This window comes from Crystallibacter degradans, assembly GCF_012952295.1.
In the GTDB taxonomy this organism is placed as follows: Bacteria; Actinomycetota; Actinomycetes; order Actinomycetales; family Micrococcaceae; genus Crystallibacter; species Crystallibacter degradans.
On the sequence record NZ_JABBCH010000002.1, the window covers coordinates 179294 to 203438 of the forward strand.

Below are 24145 nucleotides of genomic sequence, written 5' to 3' on the forward strand. Positions count from 1 at the left end.
GGCTTACTGCTGCTTTGTCCAGTTCACTCGCGGCCACCTGACAAAGGAGTCACAACATGGGATTTGTCCGCTCGAAAAAGGCAGTTCTGCCGTTGGCAACACTCAGTGCGCTGGCCCTCACCCTCTCCGCCTGCGGCCCAAGCGGCCCGGAAGAGGGAGGAGGAGGCTCGGAGGCGGCCGCGGACTGCAGCACCTACGAGACCTACGGAACGTTCGACGGCGCCGAGGTAAGCGTCTACTCAACCATCACCGACCTCGAAGGGGAGCGCCTCGAGAACTCCTGGGTGGACTTCGAAGAGTGCACCGGGATCGATGTAGTGTACGAAGGCTCCAACGAGTTCGAGACCCAGATCGGGGTGCGCGCCCAGGCCGGAAATCCGCCGGATGTTGCCATCATTCCGCAGCCCGGCCTGCTGGCCGCCCATGCCAAGGCAGGCTACCTGAAGCCGGCTCCGGCGGAAGTCGAAGCACTCGTGGATAAAAACTGGTCCGAGGACTGGAAGGGCTACGGAACCGTAGACGGCACGTTCTACGCCGCTCCAATGCTGGCCAGCGTCAAGGGCTACGTCTGGTACGTGCCGTCCACCTTCGAGGAGAAGGGCTGGGAAGTCCCGCAGACCTGGGACGAAATGATGACCCTGTCCCAGACCATCGCGGACGAGGGCACCATGAAGCCCTGGTGCGCCGGTTTCGAAGCCGGCGAGGCCACCGGCTGGCCGGGCACGGACTGGGTCGAGGACGCCGTGCTGCGCCAGGCCGGTCCGGAGGTCTACGACCAGTGGATCAGCCACGAAATCCCGTTCAACGACCCGCAGATCGCCGACGCGTTCAACGCTGTGGGCGACATCGTCAAGAACCCGGACTACGTCAACGGCGGCTTCGGCGACGTCCGCTCCATCCTTTCCACCACCGTCGAAGAGGGCGGCCAGCCGGTGCTGGACGGCAACTGCGCCATGCACCACCAGGCCACCTTCCAGGCAGCCAACTGGCCGGAGGGCACCACCGTGGCCGAAGACGGCGACGTCTGGGCCTTCATCACCCCGGGTGAGGAAGCCGGCGCCGGTGCCATCACCGGTGGCGGCGAATTCGTCGCCGCGTACACGGACCGCGAAGAAGTATCGGCGTTCCAGCAGTACATGGCCTCGGCGGAGTTTGCCAACAACCGTGTGCAGCAGGGAGCAGCCATCAGCGCCAACAAGGGCCTGGACCCGTCGCTGGCGCAGAACCCGCTGGACCGGCAGTCCATCGAGCTGCTGCAGGATGAAAACACGGTGTTCCGCTTCGATGCCTCGGACCTGATGCCCGGAGCGGTCGGAGCCAACTCCTTCTGGAGCGGCATCGTCGAGTGGATCAACGGCAAGTCCACCGAGGAAGTGCTGGATTCGATCGAATCCAGCTGGCCCAGTGAGTAACTGAGTCCACAGGCCCGGCCGGACCGCCTGAACAGTGCACCGGCCGGGCCTCAATCGCTTCATTCCCAGCATCAAGGAGGCTGCGCCATGGAAGATCTTGGCGAGAAGTTTTTCCAGGTGGTGATTGCCCTCGCCATCTTCGCCGCGATCATCGGCCTGATCATGTTGCTGGTCGACAGGGCGCCAAAGTCGTTCCGGGACAAGGCCACGATTATCGGCTTCCTTGCCCCGGCAGCCGTTCTGCTGGCCGTCGGACTGGTCGGCCCTGCCGTACTGACGGCCCTCCTGGCCTTCACGGACCGGAATGGCGACCCCAACGGACTGGACAATTTCGTCTGGATGTTCACGCAGCCCGAAGCTCTGGTCACGCTGCGCAATACGGTGCTCTGGGTCATCCTGGTGCCGCTGCTCTCGACCGGTATCGGACTCGCCTATGCGGTCTTCATCGATAAGGCCAGGGGCGAAAAAGGCCTGAAGGCGCTGGTCTTCATGCCGATGGCCATCTCGATGGTCGGTGCGGGCGTGATCTGGCGCTTCATGTACGCCTACCGCGGTGCGGAGCAGGAACAGATCGGCTTGCTCAACCAGATCCTGGTGTGGTTCGGCAGCGAGCCCAAACAGTTCCTGCTGGACGCCCCCGAAAACACGTTCTTCCTGATCGCGGTAATGATCTGGATCCAGACCGGCTTTGCCATGGTCATCCTGTCCGCGGCGATCAAAGGCATTCCGAACGAGATTGTGGAAGCGGCCCGGCTGGACGGTGCCAGCGCCTGGCAGCAGTTCCGCAACATCACCATTCCGTCCATCCGCGGCGCGCTCATCGTCGTGATCACTACCATCACGATCGGCACATTGAAAGTATTCGATATTGTCCGGACCATGACCGCCGGCAACTTCGAAACCTCGGTCATCGCCAACGAGATGTACACTCAGGCGTTCCGCGCCAACGAGCCCGGCCGCGGTGCCGCGCTTGCGCTGGTGCTGTTCCTGATGGTCCTGCCGATCGTCGTGTACAACGCACGGCAGCTGAAGATGCAGAGGGAGATCCGATGAGCGCCATACCAGCAGATGCGTCCGCGGCGACGGCGGTGGCGACCGAAGATGTCATCGAGTCCCGCCGGCCGGAACCAATGGCCCGACGGGTCCGGCAGCGGCTGACTTCCCGCGGCGCCACGGCGGCCGCGATCATCATCGCCACCATCTGGACCATCCCGACCTTCGGGCTGTTCATCTCCTCCTTCAGGCCCGAAGACAGCATCCAGAACAGCGGCTGGTGGAACTTCCTGGGCGACTTCCAGTTCACGCTGGAGAACTACGGCGACGTGCTGGCCTCCGGCAGAAGCTCTTCGCCCAATCTGGGCCAGTATTTCCTGAACTCCCTGGCCATCGTCATCCCGGGAACCATCTTCCCGCTGGTGCTCGCGTCCATGGCAGCCTATATTTTCGCGTGGGGCAGGTTCAGGGGCAAAGATACACTGTTCATCTTCGTCTTCGCCCTGCAGATCGTTCCGCTGCAGATGGCCCTGATTCCGCTGCTGTCCCTGTTCATCAACCTGAAAATCGGCGAATTCCAGCTGCTGCCCGCGGGCACTTACGCGCAGCTGTGGATAGCGCACACCATCTTCGCCCTGCCGCTGGCCATCTTCCTGCTGCATAACTTCATCTCCGAGATCCCGGGCGAGATGATCGAAGCGGCACGCGTGGACGGCGCGGGCCACGCCACCATCTTCTGGCGGATCATTCTGCCGCTCTCCGTGCCGGCGATCGCCTCCTTCGGCATCTTCCAGTTCCTGTGGGTGTGGAACGATCTCCTGGTGGCGCTCGTCTTCTCCGGCGGCACCGCGGATGTCGCCCCGATTACGCAGCGGCTGGCCGAGCTGACCGGCACCCGGGGCAACGAATGGCACCGGCTCACCGCTGGAGCCTTCGTCTCCATGATCGTTCCGCTGGCGGTGTTCTTCGGCCTGCAGCGCTACTTTGTCCGCGGCCTGCTCGCAGGTGGCCTCAAGGGGTGAGGCTGCCATGACCGGGATCGACGACGTCGCCCGGGCACTGGGCGTATCGACGGCCACGGTGTCCCGTGCGCTGCGCGGATTGCCCGGGGTGTCGGCAGCCACGCGCGGCAAGGTGCTGGCGAAGGCGGAGGAGCTGGGCTATGTGGCCTCCTCTTCGGCCGCGCACCTGGCCTCCGGACGCACCATGGCCATGGGCGTGCTGCTTCCGCTGATTGACCGCTGGTATTTTTCCTCCGCGCTGGAGGGCGTTGACCGGGCACTGCGGGCCGCCGGCTATGACATGGTGGTCTTCAGCCTCGGCGGCACCGGCCTGAACCGGGACCGGGTTTTCCACCGCTCCATGCTGCGCAAGCGGATCGATGCACTGCTGGTGATGTGCATGGAGCTCACCCCCGAGGAACTGGCGGCGCTGCAGCAACTGGACTATCCCAACGTCACCATCGGCGGATACGTGGACGGGCTACGCAACGTCAGCATCGACGACGGCGGGGCGGCCACGGATGCCATGGAGTACCTGATCGGCCTGGGCCACACCCGGATCGCCCATGTACGCGGAGGCGGTGAGTACGGCATCGAGTTCGCCGTCCCGCAGCAACGCGAGGAAGCTTACCGGGCAGCGCTGGAACGCCATGGGCTGGAGGCCAGGCCCCAGTGGCTGATCACCGGAGAATTCAGGTTCCTGGAGTCCAAGTTGGCAGCCGCCCGGCTTTTCGACCAGCCGGGGGAGCGCCCCACCGCCGTCTTCGCATCCTCAGACGAGATGGCCTTCGGCGTGCTGGTGGCCGCCCAGGAGCGCGGGATCCGCGTCCCCGAGGAACTCTCCGTGATCGGAATCGACGACCACGAGTTTGCCGAGCCCATAGGGCTGACAACGGTGCGCCAAAGCCCGGAGGACCAGGGCAGCTACGCGGCGGAACTCCTGCTCGGCGAATTGCAGGGGGCGCCGCGGCTGGCCACGCCGCCCTTCCAGCCGCATGAGCTGATCATCCGCCGCTCCACGGCACCGCCGCCGTCGTCGTAATCATAGGCAGGCCGGGGCAAAGAGACGGCGATGCAAAGAGGGAAAGAAATTTTCGGACCGGTGTCGATTCCCACGTGTCCGGTTCGACGCAATAGTAGAAGGACGCGCACGGCGCCTTCATCCAGACCAGGAGAGAACCATGAAATACATGTTCATCATGCGCAGCACCGCCGAAGCTCTTGACGCCGCCAAGGAGATCCCTTTCGAGGCGATGATCAACAAGATGGGCGCCTACAACGAATCGCTCATCAAGGCCGGAGTCATGCTCGGCGGGGACGGTCTGGCCGACGTGTCCGAGGACGCGAACTTTGTTGTCGACTTCTCGGGTGAGCCGCCCGTTGTCACGGACGGCCCCTACGGCGAGACCCATGAGCTGTTCAACGGGTTCTGGATCATCGAGGTCTCGTCCAAGGAAGAGGCCGTCGAGTGGGCGAGCCGCTGCCCGCTGGGGCCCGGTTCCAAGCTCGAAGTCCGCCGGGTCACCGAGGAGGCAGATTTCGCCGATTTTGCGGACAACGAATACATCCAGAAGGAATCCGAATGGCGCAAGCAGGAAGCGGACCTGAACAGCGAGAACGGCTAGGACCAGCCGCGCGGCGGGAACCTGTCATGACCGGGCGGAGGCAGCGGACAAGCTCCGGCGCCGGATCGATGCGCTGTGGCGGATCGAAGGCGCTCGGATCGTCGCGGTCCTGGCGCGGGCGACCGGGGATGTCGGGCGCGCGGAGGATCTGGCCCAGGAGGCGGTGGCCGATGCCCTGGCCCAGTGGCCGGAATCCGGCATTCCGCGCAACCCCGGCGCCTGGCTCACCACGGTGGCCAAACGCAAGGCCATCGACGGATGGCGCCGGGCCGAGCGGCTCGACGAGCGCTACCGCGATATCGCCCGCGGGCTGCAGGACGAAGACGCGGTGGCTTGGGAACCGCTGGACGACGACGTGCTGCGGCTGGTGTTCGTAACTAGTGTCATTTCTTATGGATTTTTATCCACAAATAATGTCTCACCTTCCTGCTAGCGTAACCGTTATGAAACTGTCGCAGTACTCGACGAAGGCCGGAATGGGCTCTATCGTGCTGCGTGGGGCCGGTACAAAGCCTGGCACATTCCCGGTGCGTGGCAGGACGGGCGCGGCACCATCCACGTGCCCGGGTTCGGGTCGCTCATGGCATCCAGGGCCGCCGTTTTGCGCCCGGGTTTCCTCCGCGCCCAAAAAGGCGGACTGGGAGGGTCAGTGCCCGGCGCATGGCCGGCTACGGCGGCGCGGGGCCTCAGGTCGTGTCAGTGACCCGAGAAGCGGCCGGTGGCGTCCACGATGAACGCCCGAAGCTGATGAAGCTGCTCCGTTCGGAGGACCGGGGCACACCCGTCGGCAAACACTGTGCCCGGCTCGCCCGCGCCGGGCACACCCGCTTCGAAGTGTTCCTCGCCCTGGAAGGGCTCCGCGTCGAGGGGGCGGACGTTGCGCAGCCTTCGGATCAGGTCGATGGCTACTTGTTGCTGATTTACTCGTTCACCGCGGGCTTGTATGGGCTGCGCGGCTCAAGACGCCGGAGCAAGAAGCTCATCGCTGCCTTTGAAGACGAAGCCGCCGGAAAATGACGGCGACCGGGGCAGCGCAGAAGCAGGCCATCAAGGTTCGGGCGTACCCGCTGCCCACTTTCGCGAACGAGGGCAAACTCGCCCGGGTCCATGCACTGCTGGGTCCGTGGCGCGACGCCCTGGGCGGAATGCAGGCCCAGCTGCACCGGCAAATCCTCGACGGCCAGCCCCTCATGAAGCGCATGCCAACCAAAATAACGGACCTGACGTTCACCACCGAATTGTCCGCCCGGCAGGTCAAGTCCGTTTACAACCAGACGTTCCAAGCACTGAACGCATGGACCGGTTCGGTCAGGAACGCCGTCCGGGAGCTTATCAGCGGCTCCAGCCTGGACGATGAGACCCGGACCGTCCTCTACCGGGTGAACGCACGGAAGGCGTGGTACGCCAAGGAACTGGTACTCCCGATAAAGGTCAATACGGCAACCGGCGAGGTCCGGCATAGCGACGGCAAACCCGGCAAGGGCTGGGCCAAGGACGAGGTACCGGTATCCGCGGAACTGTTGAAGCTCTCGCGGCGCATGGCCAAACAGGTAGGCAAGCATGCCGTTTCGCTGCCCGACCTGTCCCGGGCGAACACCATGCTCATGGACGGCACCATCGCACAGGTCGAACCCTCGAAGAACAGCTCCTTCGACTACTGGGTACGCGTCTCCACACTGACCAAGGGCGCCGTGGCATGGATCCCGCTGAAGGCACACCGGTTCTTCGCCAATGCTCCGGGCGAGGTCTCCGGCTTCGTGCAACTCAATGTGCTCAAGGATGGCAGCCTGCAGTTCGTCCTCCAGAAAAAGTCCCCAATCGCCCGACCGCGCCCCGAGGGTGATTACCTTGGCCTGGACTGGGGGATGAAGTCCCTTTTCGCGACCAGCGACGGCCGCCTCTTCGGCGTCGGCGCGATGCCGCACCTGACGGAGCTGGACCGGCAGGCGCAGGACCTCGCCAAGAGCCTGCAACGGCAGGGCATCCGCCTCAAGACCAACCGACGCTACCGCAACTTCCAGCGCCGCATGCGCGAATACATCGTTAACGAGGTCAACCGCATCCTGAACAAGCTCTCGACCGAAGACATCCAGGGCCTTGTCGTCGAGAAGGTCGATGCCAGGGGCGGCGGGATGAGCCGGGACATGCACCGTCTGGTCACCCGCTTCGGCCGAGCGGCCATCAAGAAAAAGCTGGCATCCCTGCAAGAAGACACCGGCCTCGACGTGATCGAGGTCAACGCTGCCTACACCTCCAGGGAATGCTCATCCTGCGGCCTCGTCCATGACGGGAACCGCAAGGGACTCAAGTTTTCCTGCCGCTTCTGCGGCAGGAAAACCCACGCCGACATCAACGGTGCACGGGTCGTTCTGTCAAGACGTTCTTGGCATACCCAAGGCGACTCGAAAACCAAGTCACAGCGTGGGACAGTCCGCCGACGGCTGGACGATGTGTTCAAGGCTCGCTGGGGCTGCGCACCGCCTACCCGAGGCTCGATAGGGATCCGGAAACCAGGCTCCCGACGCCGCCCAGCAGTGCGGCTAGTCACGGCCCCTCACAGGGGCTAATGCGAATACGTGAAGGCATGGTGAAACTTCCATGAATTCACAAACTGTTCACCGCCTGCCACCCCGTCCTCTCGCGCGAGGCCCAGATGGCCCTGACACTGCGGATCGTCGGGAGCCTGACCACGGAGGAGGTCGCGCGGCTGTTCCTGGTGCCCGTCGCCACTATCCAGCTGCGGATTGTGCGGGCCAAGAAGACCCTCGCGGCCGCCGGCGTGCCCTTCGAGGTCCTGGAACCGAATGAGTGGGGCGAGCGGCTCGGTGCGGTCCTCGGCGTCGTGTACCTCATGTTTACCGAGGGGTATGAGGCGACGTCGGGCGACCGCTGGATCCGGCCGCACCACGCGAACGAGGCGCTGCGGATTGGCCGGATCCTTGCCGGGCTGGTGCCGCATGAGCCCGAGGCCCATGCGCTCGTGGCGCTCATGGAGTTCCAGACCTCCCGTTTCGCCGCCTGAAACCGGCCGGACGGAACACCGGTCCTGCTGGCAGACCAGGACCGGAGCCGGTGGGACCGGGCCCCAGATCCGGCGGGGCGAAGCCGCCTTGGCGTGGGCCGACGCGTTGGGCCGGGGGAGGAACAGTTATGCGCTGCAGACCGCGATAGCCCAAAGCCACGCCCTTGCGGCGAACTGCTGGCCCGGCTCGGCCGGCGGGAGGAGGCCCGCGCGGAGTTTACCGTGGCAGAGGCACTCGCCAGGAACGACCGTGAACGGGCGGTTCTCGAAGGCAAGGCCGCCGAGGCCTGAAGACCCGGAAGGCTCAGGAGGCGCGTGCCAGCTGCCGGATCTTGATCCAGCGGGTGGCCAGGCGCCGGTAGGCGGCAGCGGCCCCGGTCATATCGCCCTCGGCCAGCGATTCGATGCCGGCCTGGACATCGGAGGGCGAATCGTCCGGGTAGACCATGTCCGCTACGCGCCCGTAATCCAGTTCCAGCATGCCCGTCAGCGTGAACGTCTCCATCCACTCGGTGATCTCCGTGAGTTCGTCGAGCAGGTCAAGCCCCGGCGCCGCCACCGCGAGGCTGGCCGCTGCGTAACGGGCGCGGTCGATGCACTGCATCAGCGGCGCGCTCAGCCGCACGGTCTCCACGCCGTGGCGGCCTTCGATCACCTCGGCATGGTCGTCTTCACGGAAGAGGACGAACCAGCCGAACGGGATGCCCCAGGTGGAACTTCTGGTGTGCAGCTTGGCCAGCGAATCCGCGAAGGTGTCCGGATCCAGCCGCTGCTGCTGTGCATCGCGGGCCGCTTCCGGCAGGAGCAGTCCCAGCAGCGGGTTGTGCAGGCTGTGCGAAATGGACTCGGCCGCCAGGGTGCTGCGGACGGCCAGCTGGTTGGGGCAGTAGTACGGCGTGGTCAGGCCCTCCGGCGACGGGTAATGCAGCACCCGCACCAGATCCTCGCTGTCGTGCGGGAACGGGTCGGAGACCGTCCGCGTGATGCGGCGCAGCGACTCCCCGCGGTCCAGCTCCTCGGTGATCCGGCGGTCCCGGCTGCGCTGTTCCATGATGAGCAGCTGCTCGTCATCGGAGAAGGCATCCAGGGGCTCGAAGACCCGAAGGTAGGAAACGTACGGGAAGCTGGTCATCATTAGTCCAGTTCCACAATCACGGGCGCGTGGTCGGAGGCGCCCTTGCCCTTGCGTTCCTCTCGGTCAATGATCGCGTCCGTCACCCGCGAAGCAAGCGCCGGCGAGGCCAGCACAAAGTCGATCCGCATGCCTTCCTTTTTGGGGAAGCGCAGCTGGGTGTAGTCCCAGTACGTATAGGTGCCCGGGCCGGGGTGGATCGGACGGACGACGTCGATATAGCCGGCTTCCTCGAAGGCGCGGAAGGCGGCGCGCTCGGGTTCGCTGACGTGCGTCAGTTCCTCGCGCTGGAACTTTTCGATGTCCCAGACGTCCTCGTCCCGCGGGGCGATGTTCCAGTCCCCGGTCAGGGCGATCTGCGCCTGCGGGTCCGCCTGCAGCCACTCGGTGGCGTGTTTCTTGAGCACGTCGAGCCACTGCAGTTTGTATGCCATGTGCGGGTCATTCCGCGCCCGGCCGTTCGGTACGTAAAGGCTCCAGATCCTAACGCCGTTGCAGGTCGCAGCGATGGCACGGGCCTCGGCGTGGACGGCGTCATCGGTCTTGCCGAAGTGCGGCTGGTCCATAAACGTGCGCTCCACGTCGTCGAGCCCCACCCGGGAGGCGATGGCGACGCCGTTCCACTGGTTCAGCCCGAAGTGGGCCACCTCGTAGCCGTTATTTTCGAACAGCTCCCACGGAAAGTTCTCATCGGTGGCTTTGGTTTCCTGGATGGCCACCACATCCACGTCGGAGCGCAGCAACCATGCCTCGATACGGTCGGCGCGGGCACGGATCGAGTTAACATTCCACGTAGCAATCTTCACGCTCACTACGTTACCGAACTGGCAGCCCGGTTGTTCATCGGGTGCCGCGACCGGCCGTGCTGAACGATTCGACCAGCAGGGCGCGGTAGCCCGCCAGCTCGGAGCCTAGTTCCGCCACCAGTCGTCCGACGGGGTCACCGGGACCGTGCGCTTGTGCCGGCTGACCAGGTACCGGTGCTCGATTGCCTCGGCCACCGCCTCCAGCACCTCGCGGCCCTCGAGGTAGTCGTCAATGTGGTCGTAGGAGAGGCCGAGCTCGTCCTCGTCCGTGCGGCCGGGCTGGTCATCGAGCAGGTCCGCCGTCGGCGCCTTCTTGTACAGCCGTTCCTCGGCGCCGAGGTGTTCCAGGAGCTGGCGGTTCTGCCGCTTGTTCAGCCCGTACAGCGGGAGGATGTCCGCCCCGCCGTCGCCGAATTTGGTGAAGAAGCCGGTGACGGATTCCGCGCCGTGGTCGGTGCCGATGACCAGGTAGTTATGCTGTCCCGCCAGGGCGTACTGGGCGATCATCCGGGTCCGGGCCTTGATGTTGCCCTTGTTGAAGTCGGTGATCTTTTCGCCGGTGGTGGTGGTGAATTCGGTTTCGAAACCGTCCACGGCCGGAGCCACATTGAAGGTCCACGACGTCTTGGGGTCGATGAACTTCAGCGCCGCCAGGGCGTCTTCCTCGTCATGCTGCACGTTGTAGGGCAGGCGGACCGCCACGAAGTTGGCCTCCACGCCTTCGGCTTCGAGCTCGTCGACGGCCAGCTGGGCCAGCTTGCCGGCCACGGTGGAATCCAGTCCGCCGCTGATGCCCAGGACAAAGCCCTTCGTGTGGCTGGCCTTCAGATAGTCCTTCAGGAAAGTGACCCGCCGGCGGGTTTCCTCAGCGGGATCAATGACGGGCCGCACGCCCATTTCTGCAATGATTTTCACCTGGAGTTCACGCATGGAGCCAGCCTACCTGCACTCTGTTTCCGGCGCGTTGCCCGCGCCGACATTCAGACCGTGCTGGTTACTGTTTGAAGGCCGAGTCGAAGGAAGCCTCGGGCCGGGTGAAGTCGAACTGCTTCAGGAACGCCAGCGCTTCCGGGGCGCCGCGCAGCCGGTCCATCCCGGCGTCCTCCCATTCCACGCTGATCGGGCCGTCGTAGCCGATGGCGTTCAGCGCCCGGAAGCTGGCTTCCCACGGCACATCGCCCCGACCGGCCGAGACGAAGTCCCAGCCGCGGCGCGGATCGCCCCACGGCAGGTGCGAGCCCAGCCGGGTGTTGCGGCCGGTGATCCGCAGCTTCGTGTCCTTGCAGTCCACATGGTAGATCCGGTCCTTGAAGTCCCAGATCAGGGACACCGGGTCGATGTCCTGCCACATCATGTGGCTGGGGTCCCAGTTGATCCCGAACGCCTCGCGGTGGCCGATCGCCTCCAGGGCCTGCACCGTGGACCAGTAGTCGTACGCGATTTCGGACGGGTGGATCTCGTGCGCGAACCGGACCCCGCACTCGTCGAACACGTCCAGGATCGGGTTCCAGCGGTCCGCGAAGTCCCGGTAGCCGGCGTCGATCACCTCGGCCGGCACCGGCGGGAACATCGCCACGTACTGCCAGATGGACGAGCCGGTGAACCCCACCACGGTCTTGACCCCCAGCCGCTGCGCCAGCCGGGCGGTGAGCTTCATTTCCTCCGCGGCGCGCTCGCGGACGCCCTGCGGATCGCCGTCGCCCCATACCCGCGGGCCGACGATGTCCCGGTGCCGGAAGTCGATCGGGTCATCGCACACCGCCTGCCCCTTCAGATGGTTGGAGATGGCCCAGACCTGCAGTCCGTTGCGCGCCAGGATGTCCAGCCGGTCCTGGATGTAATCGTCGTCGTCCCAACGCCACGCGTCCAGGTGGTCCCCGGACACCGCGATCTCCAGGCCGTCGTAACCCCAGCCGGCGGCCAGCTCGGCAACCTTTTCGAAGGGCAGGTCCGCCCACTGGCCGGTGAAGAGCGTGTAGTTGCGTGCCATTGCTGCTCGCTTTCTGTCTGGACTCATGGATCAAATAACGACGGCGGTGCTCGCCTGGGCGGCGCTGCGTTCCATCGCGTCGAGCACCCGCTGCACGGCCAGGCCGTCCTCGAAGGAGGCCGCTGGCGGGGTGCCGGTCCGGATGGCGGTCAGGAAGTCCGCCGCCTGCGAGGTGAAGGCGTGGTCCCAGCCGAGGATGTGTCCGGGCGGCCACCAGGCGTCCAGGTAGGGGTGCTCCGCGTCGGTGACCAGAATCCGTGCCGAACCCTGCAGCGTTGCCGGCGCCCCGGCGTCGTAATAATGCAGTTCGTTCAGGTTCTCCAGGTCGAAGCGCAGGTGACCGCCCGAGCCGTAGACCTCGATCTCCAATGCGTTGCGCCGGCCGGTGGCGAACCTGCTGACCTCCACGCTGGCCACGGCGCCCGAGGGCATCCGCAGCGTAGCCCAGGCGGCATCGTCCACCGTCACCGGCTCCGGCCCGTCGGGACCGGTGCGCTGCGGAACAAAGGTGTTGATGGTGGCGGAGACGCTGGCCGCGCGCTCGCCGAGCAGGAACTGCACCTGGTCCACCGCGTGCGAGGCGAGGTCCCCCATGGCGCCGGAACCGGCGGTTTCCTTGCGCAGCCGCCAGGTCATCGGCGCGGTTTCATCGGCGAGCCAGTCCTGCAGGTAAGCGATGCGCACCTGCCGGATCTGCCCCAGCTTCCCGTCCGCGATCAGCTGCCGCGCCAGCACCAGGGCCGGAATCCGCCGGTAGGTGAAACCGGTCATCGCGATGATGCCCCGGGTAGCGGCCTCGCGGGCGGCGGCGGCCATCTTTTCGGCCTCGGCCACCGAGTTGGCCAGCGGCTTTTCCACCAGCACATGCTTGCCCGCTTGCAGCGCGGCGATGGCCTGCTCCGCGTGCAGGTGACCCGGCGTGCAGATGTCCACAATCTGCACGTCGTCCCGCGCCAGCACCGCGCGCCAGTCGGTGCTGGTTTCCGCCCAGCCGTAGCGATGCGCGGCCGTACTCAGCTGGTCCTGGTCCCGTCCCACCAGCACCTGCCGGGCCACCGGGGGAGTGTCGTAGAACGCGCCCACGTTGCGCCAGGCGTTCGAGTGCGCCTTGCCCATGAACGAATACCCCAGTACGGCTACCCCCAACGGAGCCGCCGGGGTGGCCGCGGCAGGGGCGGCCGCGGCAGGGGAGCGCGCCGGAGCGGGATCCGGAACGGTTGCGGTCATCTTTTTCCTCTTCTCACGTGCGCGTCACAGCCCGCGCAGAAAGGCCAGGCCGTCCGCGGCCAGCCGGTCCTGGCTGGGCGCCAGCGGCCGCCAGATGGACGCGGCGGTGGCGATGGCGGCGTTGTCCGCGGTAAAACTCTCGATATTCAGCGGGCCGGTGTACCCGACGTCGTCCAGCGCCTTCACCAGTTCCGGCCAGTTGGTCTGGTCCCCGCCCGGTGCCCCGCGGTCATTGCCGCAGACCTGCAGGTGCACCAAGTGCCCGCCGGCCGCGTGGATGGCTGCAGCGCTGGAACGTTCCTCGATGTTCAGGTGGTAGCTGTCCAGCGCCAGCCCCACGCCGTGGCCCAGCAGCGGCTCCAGCGCGTCCAGCGCCTGCTCCACGGTATTGACCAGCGAGGTCTCGTACCGGTTGAGCGGTTCAATACCAATAACGACGCCGGCGTCCGCCGCCTGGGCGGCGAGCGGCGCCAGATTGCGGCGCAGCTCGCGGTACGCCCCGGCCCGCTCGGCCGCGGTGAGCCGCCAAACTCTCCCCGTGGCGGAGTAGAACGGTCCGCACACAGCCGGCGCCCCGACGTCGTACGCCATCTTGATGCAGGCGGCGAGGTAGTCCTGTGTTGCGGCAACGGTTGCGGCGTCGGCCGCGACGAGGTCCCGCCCCGGCGCCATCGCCCCCACAATGAAGGGCTTCAGGCCGGTCGCCGCGAGAGCCTGACGGGCCGCTGCGGCGGTGAAGTCGCCCGCGTTTTCCAGCGGCAGTTCCACCGCGTCGAAGCCCAGCGCCGCGATCTTCGCCAGCAAAGGAGGCAGGTTGGCGTCGGTCAGCGGGGACTCCCACACCCACGTGTTCACTCCGATGAGCCGGTCCGCCATGTCCTGCCTCCTTTGCTGTGCTGGATGGTGCTGGTTTGGTGCAGTGCCGGCGTGTGCCGGCGGCCTGTCCGGGGACGGTCAGGGCATCTGGCGTTCCTGCCAGACCTCCGGGTAGCCGGGCAGGTCCTCGCCGCCGAACTTGGCGTAGTGGCCGTCCGGCATGCCCTCGTTGAGCTCCAGCCACTGGTCGAGTTCATCCGCGGGGATGGGCTCCTGCGGCAGCACCCACTCGGCCGGGACTTCCTCGCCCTTGAAGATCTTCTCCAGCGCCAGCAGCGGGGTGCGCCACTGGAAGTTGGAGTAGACAGGGGCCAACGCGTCGATTCCGGTTTCCTTCCACTTGCGCAGGAAGCTCATCTCGTCCTCGCCGGTCATCACCGGCAGGTCCTTGCCCGCGTCCTCAAAGGCTTCGATCGCGGCCACGGCGCCGTCGCCGGCGTCCATCCAGATACCCTGGACGTCCCCGGTGGCCAGTTCGTCCGAGATGATCTTCTTGATTTCGGTGGGATCGGCGCCGGTGAAGTAGTCCGTGGCCTCGATCCCGTTTTCGGTGAAGATCTTCTCCGCGGCGGCCCAGCGGTGTTCCAGCACGTCCACGCCGGGCAGGATGCGCAGGGCCACTACCTTGTCGCCCTCCTGCAGCCGCTCGGAGAGGAACGTCGCGCTGTCGATGCCCCAGGCGAAGCCGCCGATCGGGTGGATGAAGGTGGTGGCGCAGTCCGTTTCCACACCGCGGTCGAAGACAACCACGGGCTTGCCGGTGTCACAGGCACGCTCCACGGCGGGCGTCAGGGCCGCGGTGGAGTTGGGCGAGATGATGAACGCGTCGCAGTTGCCTTCCTTGATGAAGTAGTCGATGTCCGCGATCTGCGTGTTGTCGTTGTCCTTCGCGTCGCGGGTCTCCATCTCGGAGATCACGCCGGAGTCCTGCAGCACCTTGAGCTGCTGGTTCATGGTGATCCAGCCGGTCTGCCGCCACGGGTTGGAGATGGAGGCGTTGGCGAAGCAGACCTTCTGCGCGCCCTCCACGGCGAGGTCCGAGGTGTCCTTCATCTCGCCGGCGATGTACTGCAGGTACGGCTTCTCCGGATCCCCCACGAAGTCCGCCGTACGCTGTTCGAACTGTTCGTCGTAGAGCGCCTGGTCAAACCACTCCTGCTCGGTGGCTTCCGGCGACGCCGCCGCACTGCCGGCCGGGTCCTCGGTCACGGATGGATCGGTAGTGCAGGCGGCCAGCGCCAGCAACGATGTTGCCGCTGCGAGCGTAACCGCGGTACGGATACTTTGATTGCGCATCAGTATCTGTTTCCTCCCTGTTCGGTGCCCTCAGCGGGCGGTGGTGCCGTTGTGATGTTCGGATTGTTCGGCCTTGTTCGGTGGCTGCACTTCCTGCGCGGGCGCTGCCGTGCCCTTGCGTTTGCGCTGCCAGGTCTTGGCGGCGGCGGCCACGGCGACGATGATGATGGCGCCCTGCACGCTGTCCCGCCACGTCGACTGCACGCCGACGAAATTCAGCAGCGTGAACAGCGACTCCAGCGCAAACGCGCCGGCCGCTGCGGAGAGTACCCAGCCGCGTCCGCCGCCGAGGACAACACCACCAAGTACGACGGCGGTGATCGCCGTAAACTCGTAACCCCGCCCTACGGACGGGTGGACGCCGGCATAGCCGACCAGCAGGATGCCGGAAACGGTAGCGGCCAGCGAGGAGAGCATGAAGGCGCGGGTCTTGATCCACCACACCGGGGCTCCAGTCAGCGCCGCCGCCGTCGGGTTGTCCCCGGCGGCAATCAGCGTGCGGCCGTAGGGCCGGCGCATCAGCCAGAAGGCCAGCGCGGCCACCGCGGCCAGGATGATCACCGGATAGGGGATGACCTCCAGCACCGGCACTCCCTCGATGCCGCCGCGGCCGATCTGCCGGAAGCTGTCCGCCGGGTTGCCCTGTGCGGCGCCGCCGGTCCAGAACAGCACCAGCCCCAGCAGGGCCAGCATCATGCCCAGGGTGACGATGAAGCTCGGCACCCGCAGCAGCGTGGTGACCAGGCCGTTGACCAGCCCGATGAAAGCCCCCAGCACGAACATGAGCAGCAGAACCGGGATGACTTTGGCGTCATCGTCGCCAATGAGGTTGCCGGCGGTGATCACCTGCATTGTCACCACGGACCCCATGGACAGATCGAACTCGCCGGAAACGATGACGAAGTACTGTCCGATCGCGGCAATGGCGATGGGCGCGGTGCGGCCGATGAAGCGGATGAAGGAATTTGGTTCCCCGAAGGACGGATTGACCGCGATGATCGCCGCGAGGAGGGCAACCAGCAGGACGAAGACGGCGCCGCCGGGGGTGCGCAGCGCCCGCAGGAAGCGTTCGCCGCGGCCGGCCCGGTTCTGCTGCAGCACGGCGCTGCGGTCGCTGGGGGTCAGGGTCCGGCTCATGCCCGCACCTCCCGGGCTTCCTCGGTGCCGGGCATTTCCTGCCGGCTGTGTCCGTCGTGCCCGAACCGCAGCGGCCGGTTCACAATCCTGCGCCGCGCATAAACCGCCACGGCCACCACGATCACGATCCCGCGGACCACGTCCTTGAGGAACGGATTGACCTGCATGACCGACATGATGTTGTCCATCATGGCGAAGATCAGGACGCCGCCAAGGGTGCCGGTGATGCTGCCCTTGCCGCCGGCCAGCAGCGTGCCGCCGAGCACTACCGCGGCGATGGACAGCAGGTCGTAGCCGCCTTGGGAGCCGACGGTGGGGCTGCCGACGCCGAGCCTGCTGGCCAGCAGCAGCCCCGCCATGCCGGCCATGACCGAGCAGATGACGTGGGCGGTGATGACCGGGGTCTGGATGCGGATGCCGGACATCCTCGCGACGTTGGGATTCCCGCCGACGGCGTAGATCTGGTGGCCTACGCGGGTGCGGTGCAGCAGCAGCATGGCCAGGCCGGCGCAGGCGAGCATAATCAGCGTGGAGATCGGCACCGGGCCCAGTCCGGTGGCACCGACCAGCCGGAACGAAAACGGTGTCTGGCCGAAACTGCCCTTGAAGTTGGTGGCCAGGTAGCCGCTGATGATCAGTCCCATACCGAGGGTGGCGATGAAGCCATGGACCTTCAGGCCGGAAACGATGAGCCCGTTGAACAGGCCGATCAGCGCCGAAACGCCCAGCGCCAGCAGTACGCCCGCGAGCACGTTGGCGCTGTTGTTCGCCATGACTCCCGCGGCGATCAGGCTCGCCAGACTGGTGACGTACGGGACGGACAGGTCAAGACTGCCGATCAGGATGACCAGGGTCTGCCCGATCGCGATGAAGCCCAGCACGCTGGTGCCGGTGAGGATGCTGGAGATGTTGCCCGGGCTGAAGAAGCTGCGTCCCGCGGTGGCCACCAGGACGGATCCGACGGCGAGGGTCAGCAGCGCGACCAGATAGACGATGTGGGTGGAGGACAGCCGGCTGAAGATGCTGCCGTCGCCGCGGGTCTTGTTCATGCGTTCTCCCCGGTTCCGTTGCTTTCCTCGGGACGGACACTTCCATTGGTCCCGCCGGCGCCGTCGTCGTTATTTGTGCTGTTGGTGGCTGGCCGCGCGCCGGTGCCGAGCTGGAGGATCTGTTCTTCGGTGGCGCCGGCGGGCAGTTCCCCGGCGATGCGGCCGTCCCGCATGACGATGATGCGGTCCGACATGCCGATGACTTCGGGCAGTTCGCTGGAGACCATGAGGACGGCCTTGTCCTCGGCCGCGAGCTGGCGCATCAGCCGGTAGACCGCGATCTTGGCGCCGACGTCGATGCCGCGGGTGGGCTCGTCCAGCAGGACCACGCGGGGGCTGATGGCGAGCCACTTGGCCAGCACGACCTTCTGCTGGTTGCCGCCGGAGAGGTACTGAACCTCCTGGTCCAGGTCCCGGGCGATGACTTCCAGCGCGGAGAAGACGCCGGGAATGTCCTGTTTGACCGCGCCGGTGCTGCGCGGGAAGACGGAGCGGATCACGCCCAGCGCGTTGTCCAGGATGGACTGGTTCAGGCTCAGGCCCTCTGCCTTGCGGTCCTCGGTGATCAGCGCGATCCGGGCCCGGATGGCCTGCCGTGGCGACTTGGGCAGCAGCTCGGTGCCGTCCAGCCGCATGGTGCCACGGGTGAACGGGGCCGCGCCGAAGATGCCCTGGACCAGCTCGGTCCGGCCCGAGCCCTGGAGCCCGGCTACGCCGACGATCTCGCCGGGCGCGATGCTCAGGCTGATGCCGTCCAGCTGCTCGTTGCCGGCGTTGTCCAGTGCCAGCAGCGGGGTCTCGGTCAGCGGCTCGTCGGCCTCGTCGCGCGGGAGTTTGTCGGGGAAGTAGGCGGAAATCGGGCGCCCCACCATCAAGCGGACGAGGGCGGCGTCGTCGAGCTCCGCCGCGGGCCGGGTATCCACAATGCGCCCGTCCTTGAGCACCGTGATGGTGTCGCACAGATCGAAAATCTCGCGCAGCCGGTGGGAGACGTAGAGGATGGCGGTTCCGCGTTCCTGCAGCCGGCGCACAATCTGGTAGAGCAGTTCCACTTCCGGTCCGGCCAGCGCGGCGGTCGGCTCATCCATGGAGATGATGCGCGCGTCGTAACTGATGGCCTTGGCGATTTCCACGATCTGCTGCTCGGCCACGGAAAGGGAACGCACCGCCGTCGTCGGTTTGATGCTGGTGATGCCCAGAGACTCGAGCAGCTCGGCGGTGGTGGCGTTCATTCTGGCCTTGTTGACCAGCAGGCCTTTGCGCGGCTCGCGGCCGAGGTAGATGTTTTCGGCCACGGTGCGGTCCGGCAGCAGGTTGAACTCCTGGAAGACCGTGGAGAGGCCGGCTTCGTGCGCCTGGGTGGGGTGGCTGAAGTGGACCTCTTTGCCGTCCAGCAGGACGGTGCCGGCGTCGCGCTGGTAGACGCCGGCGAGGACTTTCATCAGGGTGGACTTGCCGGCGCCGTTTTCGCCGACCAGCCCGTGGACTTCCCCGGCGTGGAGTTTCAGCGCGGCGTCCTCGAGCACTGGAATGCCGAAGAAGCTCTTGGTCAGTCCGCGGACTTCCAGAACGGGGCCGGCTCCCGGCCTGACGGAACCGGTTTCTGTCGGCGAAGACAGGGCCCCGAGTCCGGCATGTTTGCTGATGATTTCACCCACGCTCCAAGAGTGGCATGTCTCACACACTTCTGTCGATAGTCTGACAAAAGTTGTGCGGAAAACATTTATTAGTCGAGTAGAGACGAACGCAAGTACTGCATGCTTTACTGAAAGTGTGTCGAACTCCCAGGTGGCTTCTCCGCCGCGAAACGCAGCCCTTCCGGCGCCCGGCGCCAGCGATGTTTTCCAGTTGCTGCGCGACGGACAGCCGCGGACCCGGGCCGAGCTGGCGCAGCTGACCGGTCTGGCCCGGTCCACCGTGGCCCTGCGGGTGGACACCTTGATGAAGCTTGGCTTTATCGCGCCGTACGGCGGGGCGGTCTCCACCGGCGGCAGGCCGCCGTCGTTGTTTGCCTTGAATTCCGGCGCGCGGGTGGTGGTCGGCGCGGACCTGGGTGCCACGCATGCCTTGGTCATCCTCACCGATCTGGCGGGCACCGTTCTGGCTGAGGAACGTGCCGCGCTGAACATCGCTGCCGGGCCGGACGAGGTGCTCGGGTGGCTTGCCGCGGCGGTGGGCCGCTTGCTTGAGGCAGCCGGACGCCAGGCGCGGGAACTGGGCGCGATCGGCATCGGGCTACCCGGACCGGTGGAGCACGACACCGGCAGGCCCATCAATCCGCCGATCATGCCCGGCTGGGACCGCGTTGATGTGCCGGGGCTGATGCAGCGGCATTTCGACGTGCCCGTGCTGGTGGACAACGATGTGAACATCATGGCGCTCGGCGAGCAGGCGACCGCCTGGGCCGAGGTGCCGGAGCTGATGTTCATCAAAGTGGCCACGGGCATCGGCGCCGGGATCATCTCCAACGGGCAGTTGCAGCGCGGCGCGCAGGGAACGGCCGGGGACCTCGGGCACGTCAGGGTGCCGCGGGGTGAAGACGTGCAGTGCCGCTGCGGCAACACCGGCTGCCTCGAAGCGCTCGCCGGCGGCCCCGCGCTCGCCGCAGTGCTGTCCAAAGAGGGGCGGACGGCGGCGACCAGCCAGGATGTGATCGACCTGGTCAGGGCCGGGGACCTGCAGGCGATCCAGGTGGTGCGGCAGGCCGGGCGGGACATCGGCGACGTGCTGGCGACCTGCGTGAACCTGATCAACCCGTCCGTGATCGTGATCGGCGGTAGCCTGGCCCAGGCCGGTGAGCACCTGCTGGCCGGAATCCGCGAGGTGGTCTACCGGCGCTCGCTGCCGCTGGCTACCGAGCATCTGCGGATCGCGCCCTCCGTTGCCGGCCAGCGTGCCGGTGTGGTGGGGGCGGCCTCGCTCGCGATCAGCCACGTGCTTTCGCCGGAGGCCATCGAGGCCGCCGCCCGCTGAGCGTCGTTCACGCCGCTGGGCTTCCCGGGGCGCCTGACTTCCCTCCCGCCAGGGCGATTCCCGGCTTCGAGCCCATGTTCAGGCGTAACTGTCCATGTTTAGCTGCCGAAATCCGCGGAACCATGCGGGTGTGGAAAACGAAACATGGGCTCGAAAGCGTAGGCGCAGTGGCCCACGTCTCTCAAACCCACCCCCGCGCGCCCGCCCACTACACTGGTGCCCATGACCCAGACTTCCGCGGATGACCGCGCCCGCCTGCTCGAACTGATCAAAGAACTCGCCGTCGTCCGTGGAAAGGTGACCCTCTCCAGCGGCGCCGAGGCGGACTACTACATTGATCTGCGCCGCGTCACCCTGCACCACGAAGCCTCCCGGCTGGTCGGCAAGGTCATGCTCGGCATGCTGGATGAAGCCGGCATCGAGTTCGAAACCGCAGGCGGACTGACCATGGGCGCCGACCCTGTCGGTACCGCGGTCATGCACGCAGCGGCGGACGCGGGCCGCGCCGTCGACGCGTTTGTGGTCCGCAAGGCGCAGAAGTCCTACGGCATGGGCCGCCAGGTTGAAGGGCCGGGTGTTTCAGGCCGCGGCGTCGTCGTGCTGGAAGACACCTCGACCACCGGCGGTTCCGCGCTGACCGCGGTGGAAGGCGTACGCAACGCCGGTGGTGATGTCAGGGCGGTTGCCGTCATCGTGGACCGGGACACCGGCGCCAAGGAACGGATCGAAAAGGAAGCCGGCGTCCCGTACCTGTTCGTCTTCGGCAAGGACGAGCTGGGCCTGGACTAGGCCCGGGAGGCCCGGCACTTTGGCCGGGCCAGCGGCACGATGAACATCCATGACAGCGAGCACGCCCACCAGCTGAGACTGGCCGCCGGAATGCATCGTGTCTCCCGGCGTTCCTTCCTCATCAGCGCCGCCTTCGGTTTGGCCACCGCGGCCGATCTGACGGTCACGCGGGCGATCCAGGAGCAGCGCGAACTGCCGCAGATCCTCACGCTCCCGGACGAATACGCCGAAACGCGCTTCCCAAAGACCAGTTGGGTCCTGTTCCCTGGGTACAAGACCAGCTGGGAAGAAGGCCTGTTCATCCTGAACTCGCTGCGCCCGGCCCTGACCCAGCGCGGCCAGATGGCGATGGCGGGATATTCCAACCGCGGGTTGGATCTGCAGCATCTGGCCGAGGTGCTGGAACAGCACGTCGCAGAGCACGGGCTGGAGAAGCTCTACTTCTACGGGCACAGCTTCGGCGGGATGGTGGCGGTGGAGATGACCGCGCGCATGCTGGCCAAGGGCATCCCGGTTGAACTGATCATGATGGACTGCACCCCGTACAGCCGGTTCGATGTGCTGGACCGCGCCATGTTCGAGAGCGTGGTGTTCTTCTACGAGGCGGGTTACCGCGTGCCCAGCTACCTGCGCGGCACCTACGAACTGGGCGAGCGGATTGTGCACAAGGACGAGCGCAGCTGGCGCCAGATCATGGACCAGACCATGGAGCAGCTCTCCCCGCTGGCCGTCTCCAGCACCCTGATCCAGTCCCAGTCCTCGTACATTTACCACTTCGATGCCAAGCGTTTCCAGAACAGCATCGGGGACACCATGGTGTCCTGGATGGGCAACCCGGACGACGGCACCGTGGACTACAACACCGCCCGCCGCAGCTGGAGCGTGAACTACTCCTCGTGCCTGCTCACCGCCGATCTGGTGACCGCGGGGGCCCGGCCGGCGCATGCCTCGCCGCAGTGGAACCCGGGCGTCTACCAGCCGCTGATCCTGAAGGTGGAGAAGGAGTACTTCCCGCTGCCGGCCGGCGGCGGACGGCGGATGGTCTTCTGAGTTTCTACAGCTGGGGGAGCAGGTCCGCCACGGACTTGAGCGTCTGGTTGGGCCGGAACGGGAACGCGGAGACGTCCTCCGGCCGGGTAATGCCGGTATAGACCAGAACCGTGTGCAGGCCTGCCTCCATGCCCGCGATGATGTCGGTGTCCATCCGGTCCCCGATCATGGCGGTGGTCTCCGAGTGGGCCTCGATCTGGTTCATCGCGGAACGGAACATCATCGGATTCGGCTTGCCCACCACATACGGGGCGCGGCCGGTGGCCTTGCTGATCAGGGCAGCGACGGCGCCAGTCGCCGGCATGAGCCCTTCCCTCGACGGACCGGTGGCATCGGGGTTCGTGGCGATGAACCGCGCCCCGTCCACGATCAGCCGGATGGCCTTGGTGATGGCCTCGAACGAATACGTCCGGGTTTCGCCCAGCAGCACGTAGTCGGGGTCCTGATCGGTGAGGATGAATCCCGCGCCGTGAAGCGCCGTCGTCAACCCCGCCTCGCCGATGACATAGACGCGCGCGCCGGGCATCTGGTCCTTGACGAACTCCGCGGTGGCCAGCGCCGAGGTCCAGATGTTCTCCTCGGGCACCTCCAGGCCGGACTGGTGCAGCCGCGCCGCCAGGTCACGGGGTGTGTAGATGGAGTTGTTGGTCAGCACGAGGAAGCGCCGCGAGGTGTCCACCCAGCGCTGGATCAGCTCGGCGGCACCCGGAATGGCCGAGTTCTCGTGCACCAGCACGCCGTCCATATCCGTCAGCCAGCACTCGATGTCGGCAGGCTTCCGGCTCTCCGCTTTGGCCATAGATGCAGGACTCCTTGGTGTTCGCTGGGACTGGATAATGTTCAGTTGGTGGTCGGTAGGAGCGGTGCGTGCCCGGTGCCCGGTACGCGCTTTGCGGCTGGCCTTAGTCTGTCACCTACCCTTGAGAGGTGGAAGAGACGAACAACCAGCTCACCGTGGCCGCACCAGCCGCGGAGTCCGAGAATGACTCCGGGAATGTTGCCGCCGCGGCCGTTGAAACCGGGCCGGATGTCCCGACGGTAGGTGTCGGCCCGTGGGAAGGTCCCCTGCCGGAGGGTGAGCACTGGGATCCGGAGCTGCTGGCCCACGGGGACACCCGCAACGTGGTGGACGAGTACCGCTACTGGAAGCACGAGGCGATCGTGGCGGAGCTGGATTCCCGCCGGCACAACTTCCACGTGGCCATCGAGAACTGGCAGCATGACCTGAACATCGGATCCGTGGTGCGCTGCGCCAACGCCTTCCTCGCCAAGGAAGTGCACATCATCGGACGACGGCGGTGGAACCGCCGGGGTGCCATGGTCACCGACCGCTACCAGCACGTCCGCCACCACCCAACGGTTGAGGACTTCGTCTCCTGGGCGCAGGAGGAGGGGCTGCGGGTGATCGGGATCGATAACTTCCCCGACTCGGTGCCGCTGGAAACCTACGACCTGCCGGAAAACTGCGTGCTGGTGTTCGGCCAGGAAGGTCCCGGCCTGACACCGGAGGTCCACGAGGTGGCCGATGCCACGCTCTCCATTGCGCAGTTCGGCTCCACCCGGTCCATCAACGCCTCGGCCGCGGCGGCTATTGCCATGCATGCCTGGGTCCGCCGCCACGTCTTCGCGCAGCACATCTAGGGCTTGGCCCAGCACGAAAAGAGCACTTACCAGGGCGCTTTATGTCGCTTTGGGACCTTGTATGACGGGCCGATAGGGGCCCGCCGCCCGCTCTGCTAACTTCCGATAGTTGGCTCAATGAGGGGA

23 protein-coding genes and 1 pseudogene are annotated in these 24145 nt (G+C 66.2%); 13 read left to right on the forward strand and 11 right to left on the reverse strand.

All coding sequences use genetic code 11. The annotated features are described in order from the left end of the window. Positions 1-56 precede the first annotated feature (56 nt). From HGO92_RS04615 to HGO92_RS24715, 9 genes and pseudogenes are all read left to right on the forward strand, one after another. A complete protein-coding gene (locus HGO92_RS04615; protein WP_169992354.1) occupies positions 57-1412 on the forward strand; it encodes an ABC transporter substrate-binding protein in 1356 nt (451 codons plus the stop codon). A gap of 87 nt (positions 1413-1499) precedes the next feature. Further along, a complete protein-coding gene (locus HGO92_RS04620; protein ID WP_169992356.1) occupies positions 1500-2465 on the forward strand; it encodes a carbohydrate ABC transporter permease in 966 nt (321 codons plus the stop codon). Next, the gene (locus HGO92_RS04625) at positions 2462-3427 is read left to right on the forward strand and encodes a carbohydrate ABC transporter permease (RefSeq protein WP_169992358.1); all 966 of its coding nucleotides are present in this window, start codon (positions 2462-2464) and stop codon (positions 3425-3427) included. The genes HGO92_RS04620 and HGO92_RS04625 overlap by 4 nt, the downstream gene beginning before the upstream one ends. A 7-nt stretch (positions 3428-3434) precedes the next feature. Continuing rightward, the gene (locus tag HGO92_RS04630) at positions 3435-4448 is read left to right on the forward strand and encodes a LacI family DNA-binding transcriptional regulator (RefSeq protein ID WP_169992360.1); all 1014 of its coding nucleotides are present in this window, start codon (positions 3435-3437) and stop codon (positions 4446-4448) included. A gap of 139 nt (positions 4449-4587) precedes the next feature. Beyond that, the gene (locus tag HGO92_RS04635; protein ID WP_169992362.1) at positions 4588-5031 is read left to right on the forward strand and encodes a YciI family protein; all 444 of its coding nucleotides are present in this window, start codon (positions 4588-4590) and stop codon (positions 5029-5031) included. 64 nt (positions 5032-5095) lie between these two features. Next, a pseudogene (locus HGO92_RS04640) lies at positions 5096-5404 on the forward strand (sigma factor); the annotation flags it as partial. Between the two features lie 326 nt (positions 5405-5730). Further along, the gene (locus tag HGO92_RS04645; RefSeq protein WP_169992364.1) at positions 5731-6048 is read left to right on the forward strand and encodes a recombinase family protein; all 318 of its coding nucleotides are present in this window, start codon (positions 5731-5733) and stop codon (positions 6046-6048) included. Further along, entirely contained in the window at positions 6045-7598 is a 1554-nt protein-coding gene (locus HGO92_RS04650) for a zinc ribbon domain-containing protein (RefSeq protein ID WP_169992366.1), read from the forward strand. Before HGO92_RS04645 ends, HGO92_RS04650 begins: the two co-directional genes overlap by 4 nt. 86 nt (positions 7599-7684) lie before the next feature. Continuing rightward, positions 7685-8053 carry a DUF6596 domain-containing protein gene (locus tag HGO92_RS24715; RefSeq protein WP_440915757.1) on the forward strand — a complete coding sequence of 123 codons (369 nt, stop codon included), beginning with the start codon at positions 7685-7687 and terminating at the stop codon, positions 8051-8053. A 304-nt stretch (positions 8054-8357) separates the two neighbouring features. On the opposite strand, the gene HGO92_RS04660 is transcribed toward HGO92_RS24715, so the two are convergent. From HGO92_RS04660 to HGO92_RS04705, 10 genes are all read right to left on the reverse strand, one after another. Then, complete coding sequence (locus HGO92_RS04660; RefSeq protein ID WP_139004210.1) at positions 8358-9185, reverse strand: DUF8083 family protein; 828 nt, start codon at positions 9183-9185, stop codon at positions 8358-8360. 2 nt (positions 9186-9187) lie between these two features. Further along, positions 9188-9991, reverse strand: coding sequence for an exodeoxyribonuclease III (locus HGO92_RS04665; protein ID WP_169992368.1), 804 nt, complete (start codon positions 9989-9991; stop codon positions 9188-9190). Positions 9992-10096: 105 nt separating this feature from the next. Then, a complete protein-coding gene (nadE, locus tag HGO92_RS04670) occupies positions 10097-10921 on the reverse strand; it encodes an NAD(+) synthase (protein ID WP_169992370.1) in 825 nt (274 codons plus the stop codon). A gap of 64 nt (positions 10922-10985) precedes the next feature. Then, positions 10986-11981, reverse strand: a complete 996-nt coding sequence (locus HGO92_RS04675) for a sugar phosphate isomerase/epimerase family protein (RefSeq protein ID WP_169992372.1) — start codon at positions 11979-11981, stop codon at positions 10986-10988. 30 nt (positions 11982-12011) lie between these two features. Then, the gene (locus tag HGO92_RS04680) at positions 12012-13208 is read right to left on the reverse strand and encodes a Gfo/Idh/MocA family protein (protein WP_169992374.1); all 1197 of its coding nucleotides are present in this window, start codon (positions 13206-13208) and stop codon (positions 12012-12014) included. A 24-nt stretch (positions 13209-13232) separates the two neighbouring features. Then, positions 13233-14084: a sugar phosphate isomerase/epimerase family protein gene (locus tag HGO92_RS04685; RefSeq protein ID WP_169992376.1), complete on the reverse strand. Its 852-nt coding sequence runs from the start codon at positions 14082-14084 to the stop codon at positions 13233-13235. A gap of 78 nt (positions 14085-14162) precedes the next feature. Further along, a complete protein-coding gene (locus tag HGO92_RS04690; RefSeq protein WP_169992378.1) occupies positions 14163-15380 on the reverse strand; it encodes a substrate-binding domain-containing protein in 1218 nt (405 codons plus the stop codon). 30 nt (positions 15381-15410) lie between these two features. After that, positions 15411-16517, reverse strand: coding sequence for an ABC transporter permease (locus HGO92_RS04695; RefSeq protein ID WP_169992380.1), 1107 nt, complete (start codon positions 16515-16517; stop codon positions 15411-15413). Continuing rightward, positions 16514-17566 carry an ABC transporter permease gene (locus HGO92_RS04700; protein ID WP_169992381.1) on the reverse strand — a complete coding sequence of 351 codons (1053 nt, stop codon included), beginning with the start codon at positions 17564-17566 and terminating at the stop codon, positions 16514-16516. The genes HGO92_RS04695 and HGO92_RS04700 overlap by 4 nt, the downstream gene beginning before the upstream one ends. Beyond that, positions 17563-19224, reverse strand: a complete 1662-nt coding sequence (locus HGO92_RS04705) for a sugar ABC transporter ATP-binding protein (protein WP_440915758.1) — start codon at positions 19222-19224, stop codon at positions 17563-17565. Before HGO92_RS04705 ends, HGO92_RS04700 begins: the two co-directional genes overlap by 4 nt. A 115-nt stretch (positions 19225-19339) precedes the next feature. On the opposite strand from HGO92_RS04705, the gene HGO92_RS04710 reads away from it, so the two are divergent. From HGO92_RS04710 to HGO92_RS04720, 3 genes are all read left to right on the forward strand, one after another. Continuing rightward, complete coding sequence (locus tag HGO92_RS04710) at positions 19340-20539, forward strand: ROK family transcriptional regulator (protein ID WP_346768853.1); 1200 nt, start codon at positions 19340-19342, stop codon at positions 20537-20539. A gap of 222 nt (positions 20540-20761) precedes the next feature. Further along, positions 20762-21328, forward strand: coding sequence for an orotate phosphoribosyltransferase (pyrE, locus tag HGO92_RS04715; protein ID WP_169992385.1), 567 nt, complete (start codon positions 20762-20764; stop codon positions 21326-21328). Between the two features lie 39 nt (positions 21329-21367). Then, on the forward strand, positions 21368-22378 hold the full coding sequence (locus HGO92_RS04720) for an alpha/beta hydrolase (protein ID WP_169992387.1): 1011 nt from the start codon (positions 21368-21370) through the stop codon (positions 22376-22378). A 4-nt stretch (positions 22379-22382) separates the two neighbouring features. Here the strand turns inward: HGO92_RS04720 and HGO92_RS04725 are convergent, their stop codons facing one another. Next, on the reverse strand, positions 22383-23177 hold the full coding sequence (locus HGO92_RS04725) for an HAD-IIA family hydrolase (RefSeq protein ID WP_169992389.1): 795 nt from the start codon (positions 23175-23177) through the stop codon (positions 22383-22385). A 266-nt stretch (positions 23178-23443) separates the two neighbouring features. Here HGO92_RS04725 and HGO92_RS04730 point away from each other — a divergent pair, with 266 nt between their 5' ends. Then, positions 23444-24019: a TrmH family RNA methyltransferase gene (locus HGO92_RS04730; protein ID WP_205834226.1), complete on the forward strand. Its 576-nt coding sequence runs from the start codon at positions 23444-23446 to the stop codon at positions 24017-24019. The last annotated feature ends 126 nt before the right edge of the window (positions 24020-24145 follow it).

What these genes read in the sequence shown, in the direction of transcription:
- HGO92_RS04725 (WP_169992389.1), bottom strand. Translation starts at nt 23,177, where the DNA reads ATGGCCAAAGCGGAGAGCCGGAAGCCTGCCGACATCGAGTGCTGGCTG.
- HGO92_RS04615 (WP_169992354.1), top strand. Translation starts at nt 57, where the DNA reads ATGGGATTTGTCCGCTCGAAAAAGGCAGTTCTGCCGTTGGCAACACTC.
- HGO92_RS04660 (WP_139004210.1), bottom strand. Translation starts at nt 9,185, where the DNA reads ATGACCAGCTTCCCGTACGTTTCCTACCTTCGGGTCTTCGAGCCCCTG.
- HGO92_RS04630 (WP_169992360.1), top strand. Translation starts at nt 3,435, where the DNA reads ATGACCGGGATCGACGACGTCGCCCGGGCACTGGGCGTATCGACGGCC.
- HGO92_RS04620 (WP_169992356.1), top strand. Translation starts at nt 1,500, where the DNA reads ATGGAAGATCTTGGCGAGAAGTTTTTCCAGGTGGTGATTGCCCTCGCC.
- HGO92_RS04720 (WP_169992387.1), top strand. Translation starts at nt 21,368, where the DNA reads ATGAACATCCATGACAGCGAGCACGCCCACCAGCTGAGACTGGCCGCC.
- HGO92_RS04700 (WP_169992381.1), bottom strand. Translation starts at nt 17,566, where the DNA reads ATGAACAAGACCCGCGGCGACGGCAGCATCTTCAGCCGGCTGTCCTCC.
- HGO92_RS04675 (WP_169992372.1), bottom strand. Translation starts at nt 11,981, where the DNA reads ATGGCACGCAACTACACGCTCTTCACCGGCCAGTGGGCGGACCTGCCC.
- HGO92_RS04650 (WP_169992366.1), top strand. Translation starts at nt 6,045, where the DNA reads ATGACGGCGACCGGGGCAGCGCAGAAGCAGGCCATCAAGGTTCGGGCG.
- HGO92_RS04690 (WP_169992378.1), bottom strand. Translation starts at nt 15,380, where the DNA reads ATGCGCAATCAAAGTATCCGTACCGCGGTTACGCTCGCAGCGGCAACA.
- HGO92_RS04680 (WP_169992374.1), bottom strand. Translation starts at nt 13,208, where the DNA reads ATGACCGCAACCGTTCCGGATCCCGCTCCGGCGCGCTCCCCTGCCGCG.
- HGO92_RS04635 (WP_169992362.1), top strand. Translation starts at nt 4,588, where the DNA reads ATGAAATACATGTTCATCATGCGCAGCACCGCCGAAGCTCTTGACGCC.
- HGO92_RS04625 (WP_169992358.1), top strand. Translation starts at nt 2,462, where the DNA reads ATGAGCGCCATACCAGCAGATGCGTCCGCGGCGACGGCGGTGGCGACC.
- HGO92_RS04685 (WP_169992376.1), bottom strand. Translation starts at nt 14,084, where the DNA reads ATGGCGGACCGGCTCATCGGAGTGAACACGTGGGTGTGGGAGTCCCCG.
- nadE (WP_169992370.1), bottom strand. Translation starts at nt 10,921, where the DNA reads ATGCGTGAACTCCAGGTGAAAATCATTGCAGAAATGGGCGTGCGGCCC.
- HGO92_RS04695 (WP_169992380.1), bottom strand. Translation starts at nt 16,517, where the DNA reads ATGAGCCGGACCCTGACCCCCAGCGACCGCAGCGCCGTGCTGCAGCAG.
- HGO92_RS24715 (WP_440915757.1), top strand. Translation starts at nt 7,685, where the DNA reads ATGGCCCTGACACTGCGGATCGTCGGGAGCCTGACCACGGAGGAGGTC.
- pyrE (WP_169992385.1), top strand. Translation starts at nt 20,762, where the DNA reads ATGACCCAGACTTCCGCGGATGACCGCGCCCGCCTGCTCGAACTGATC.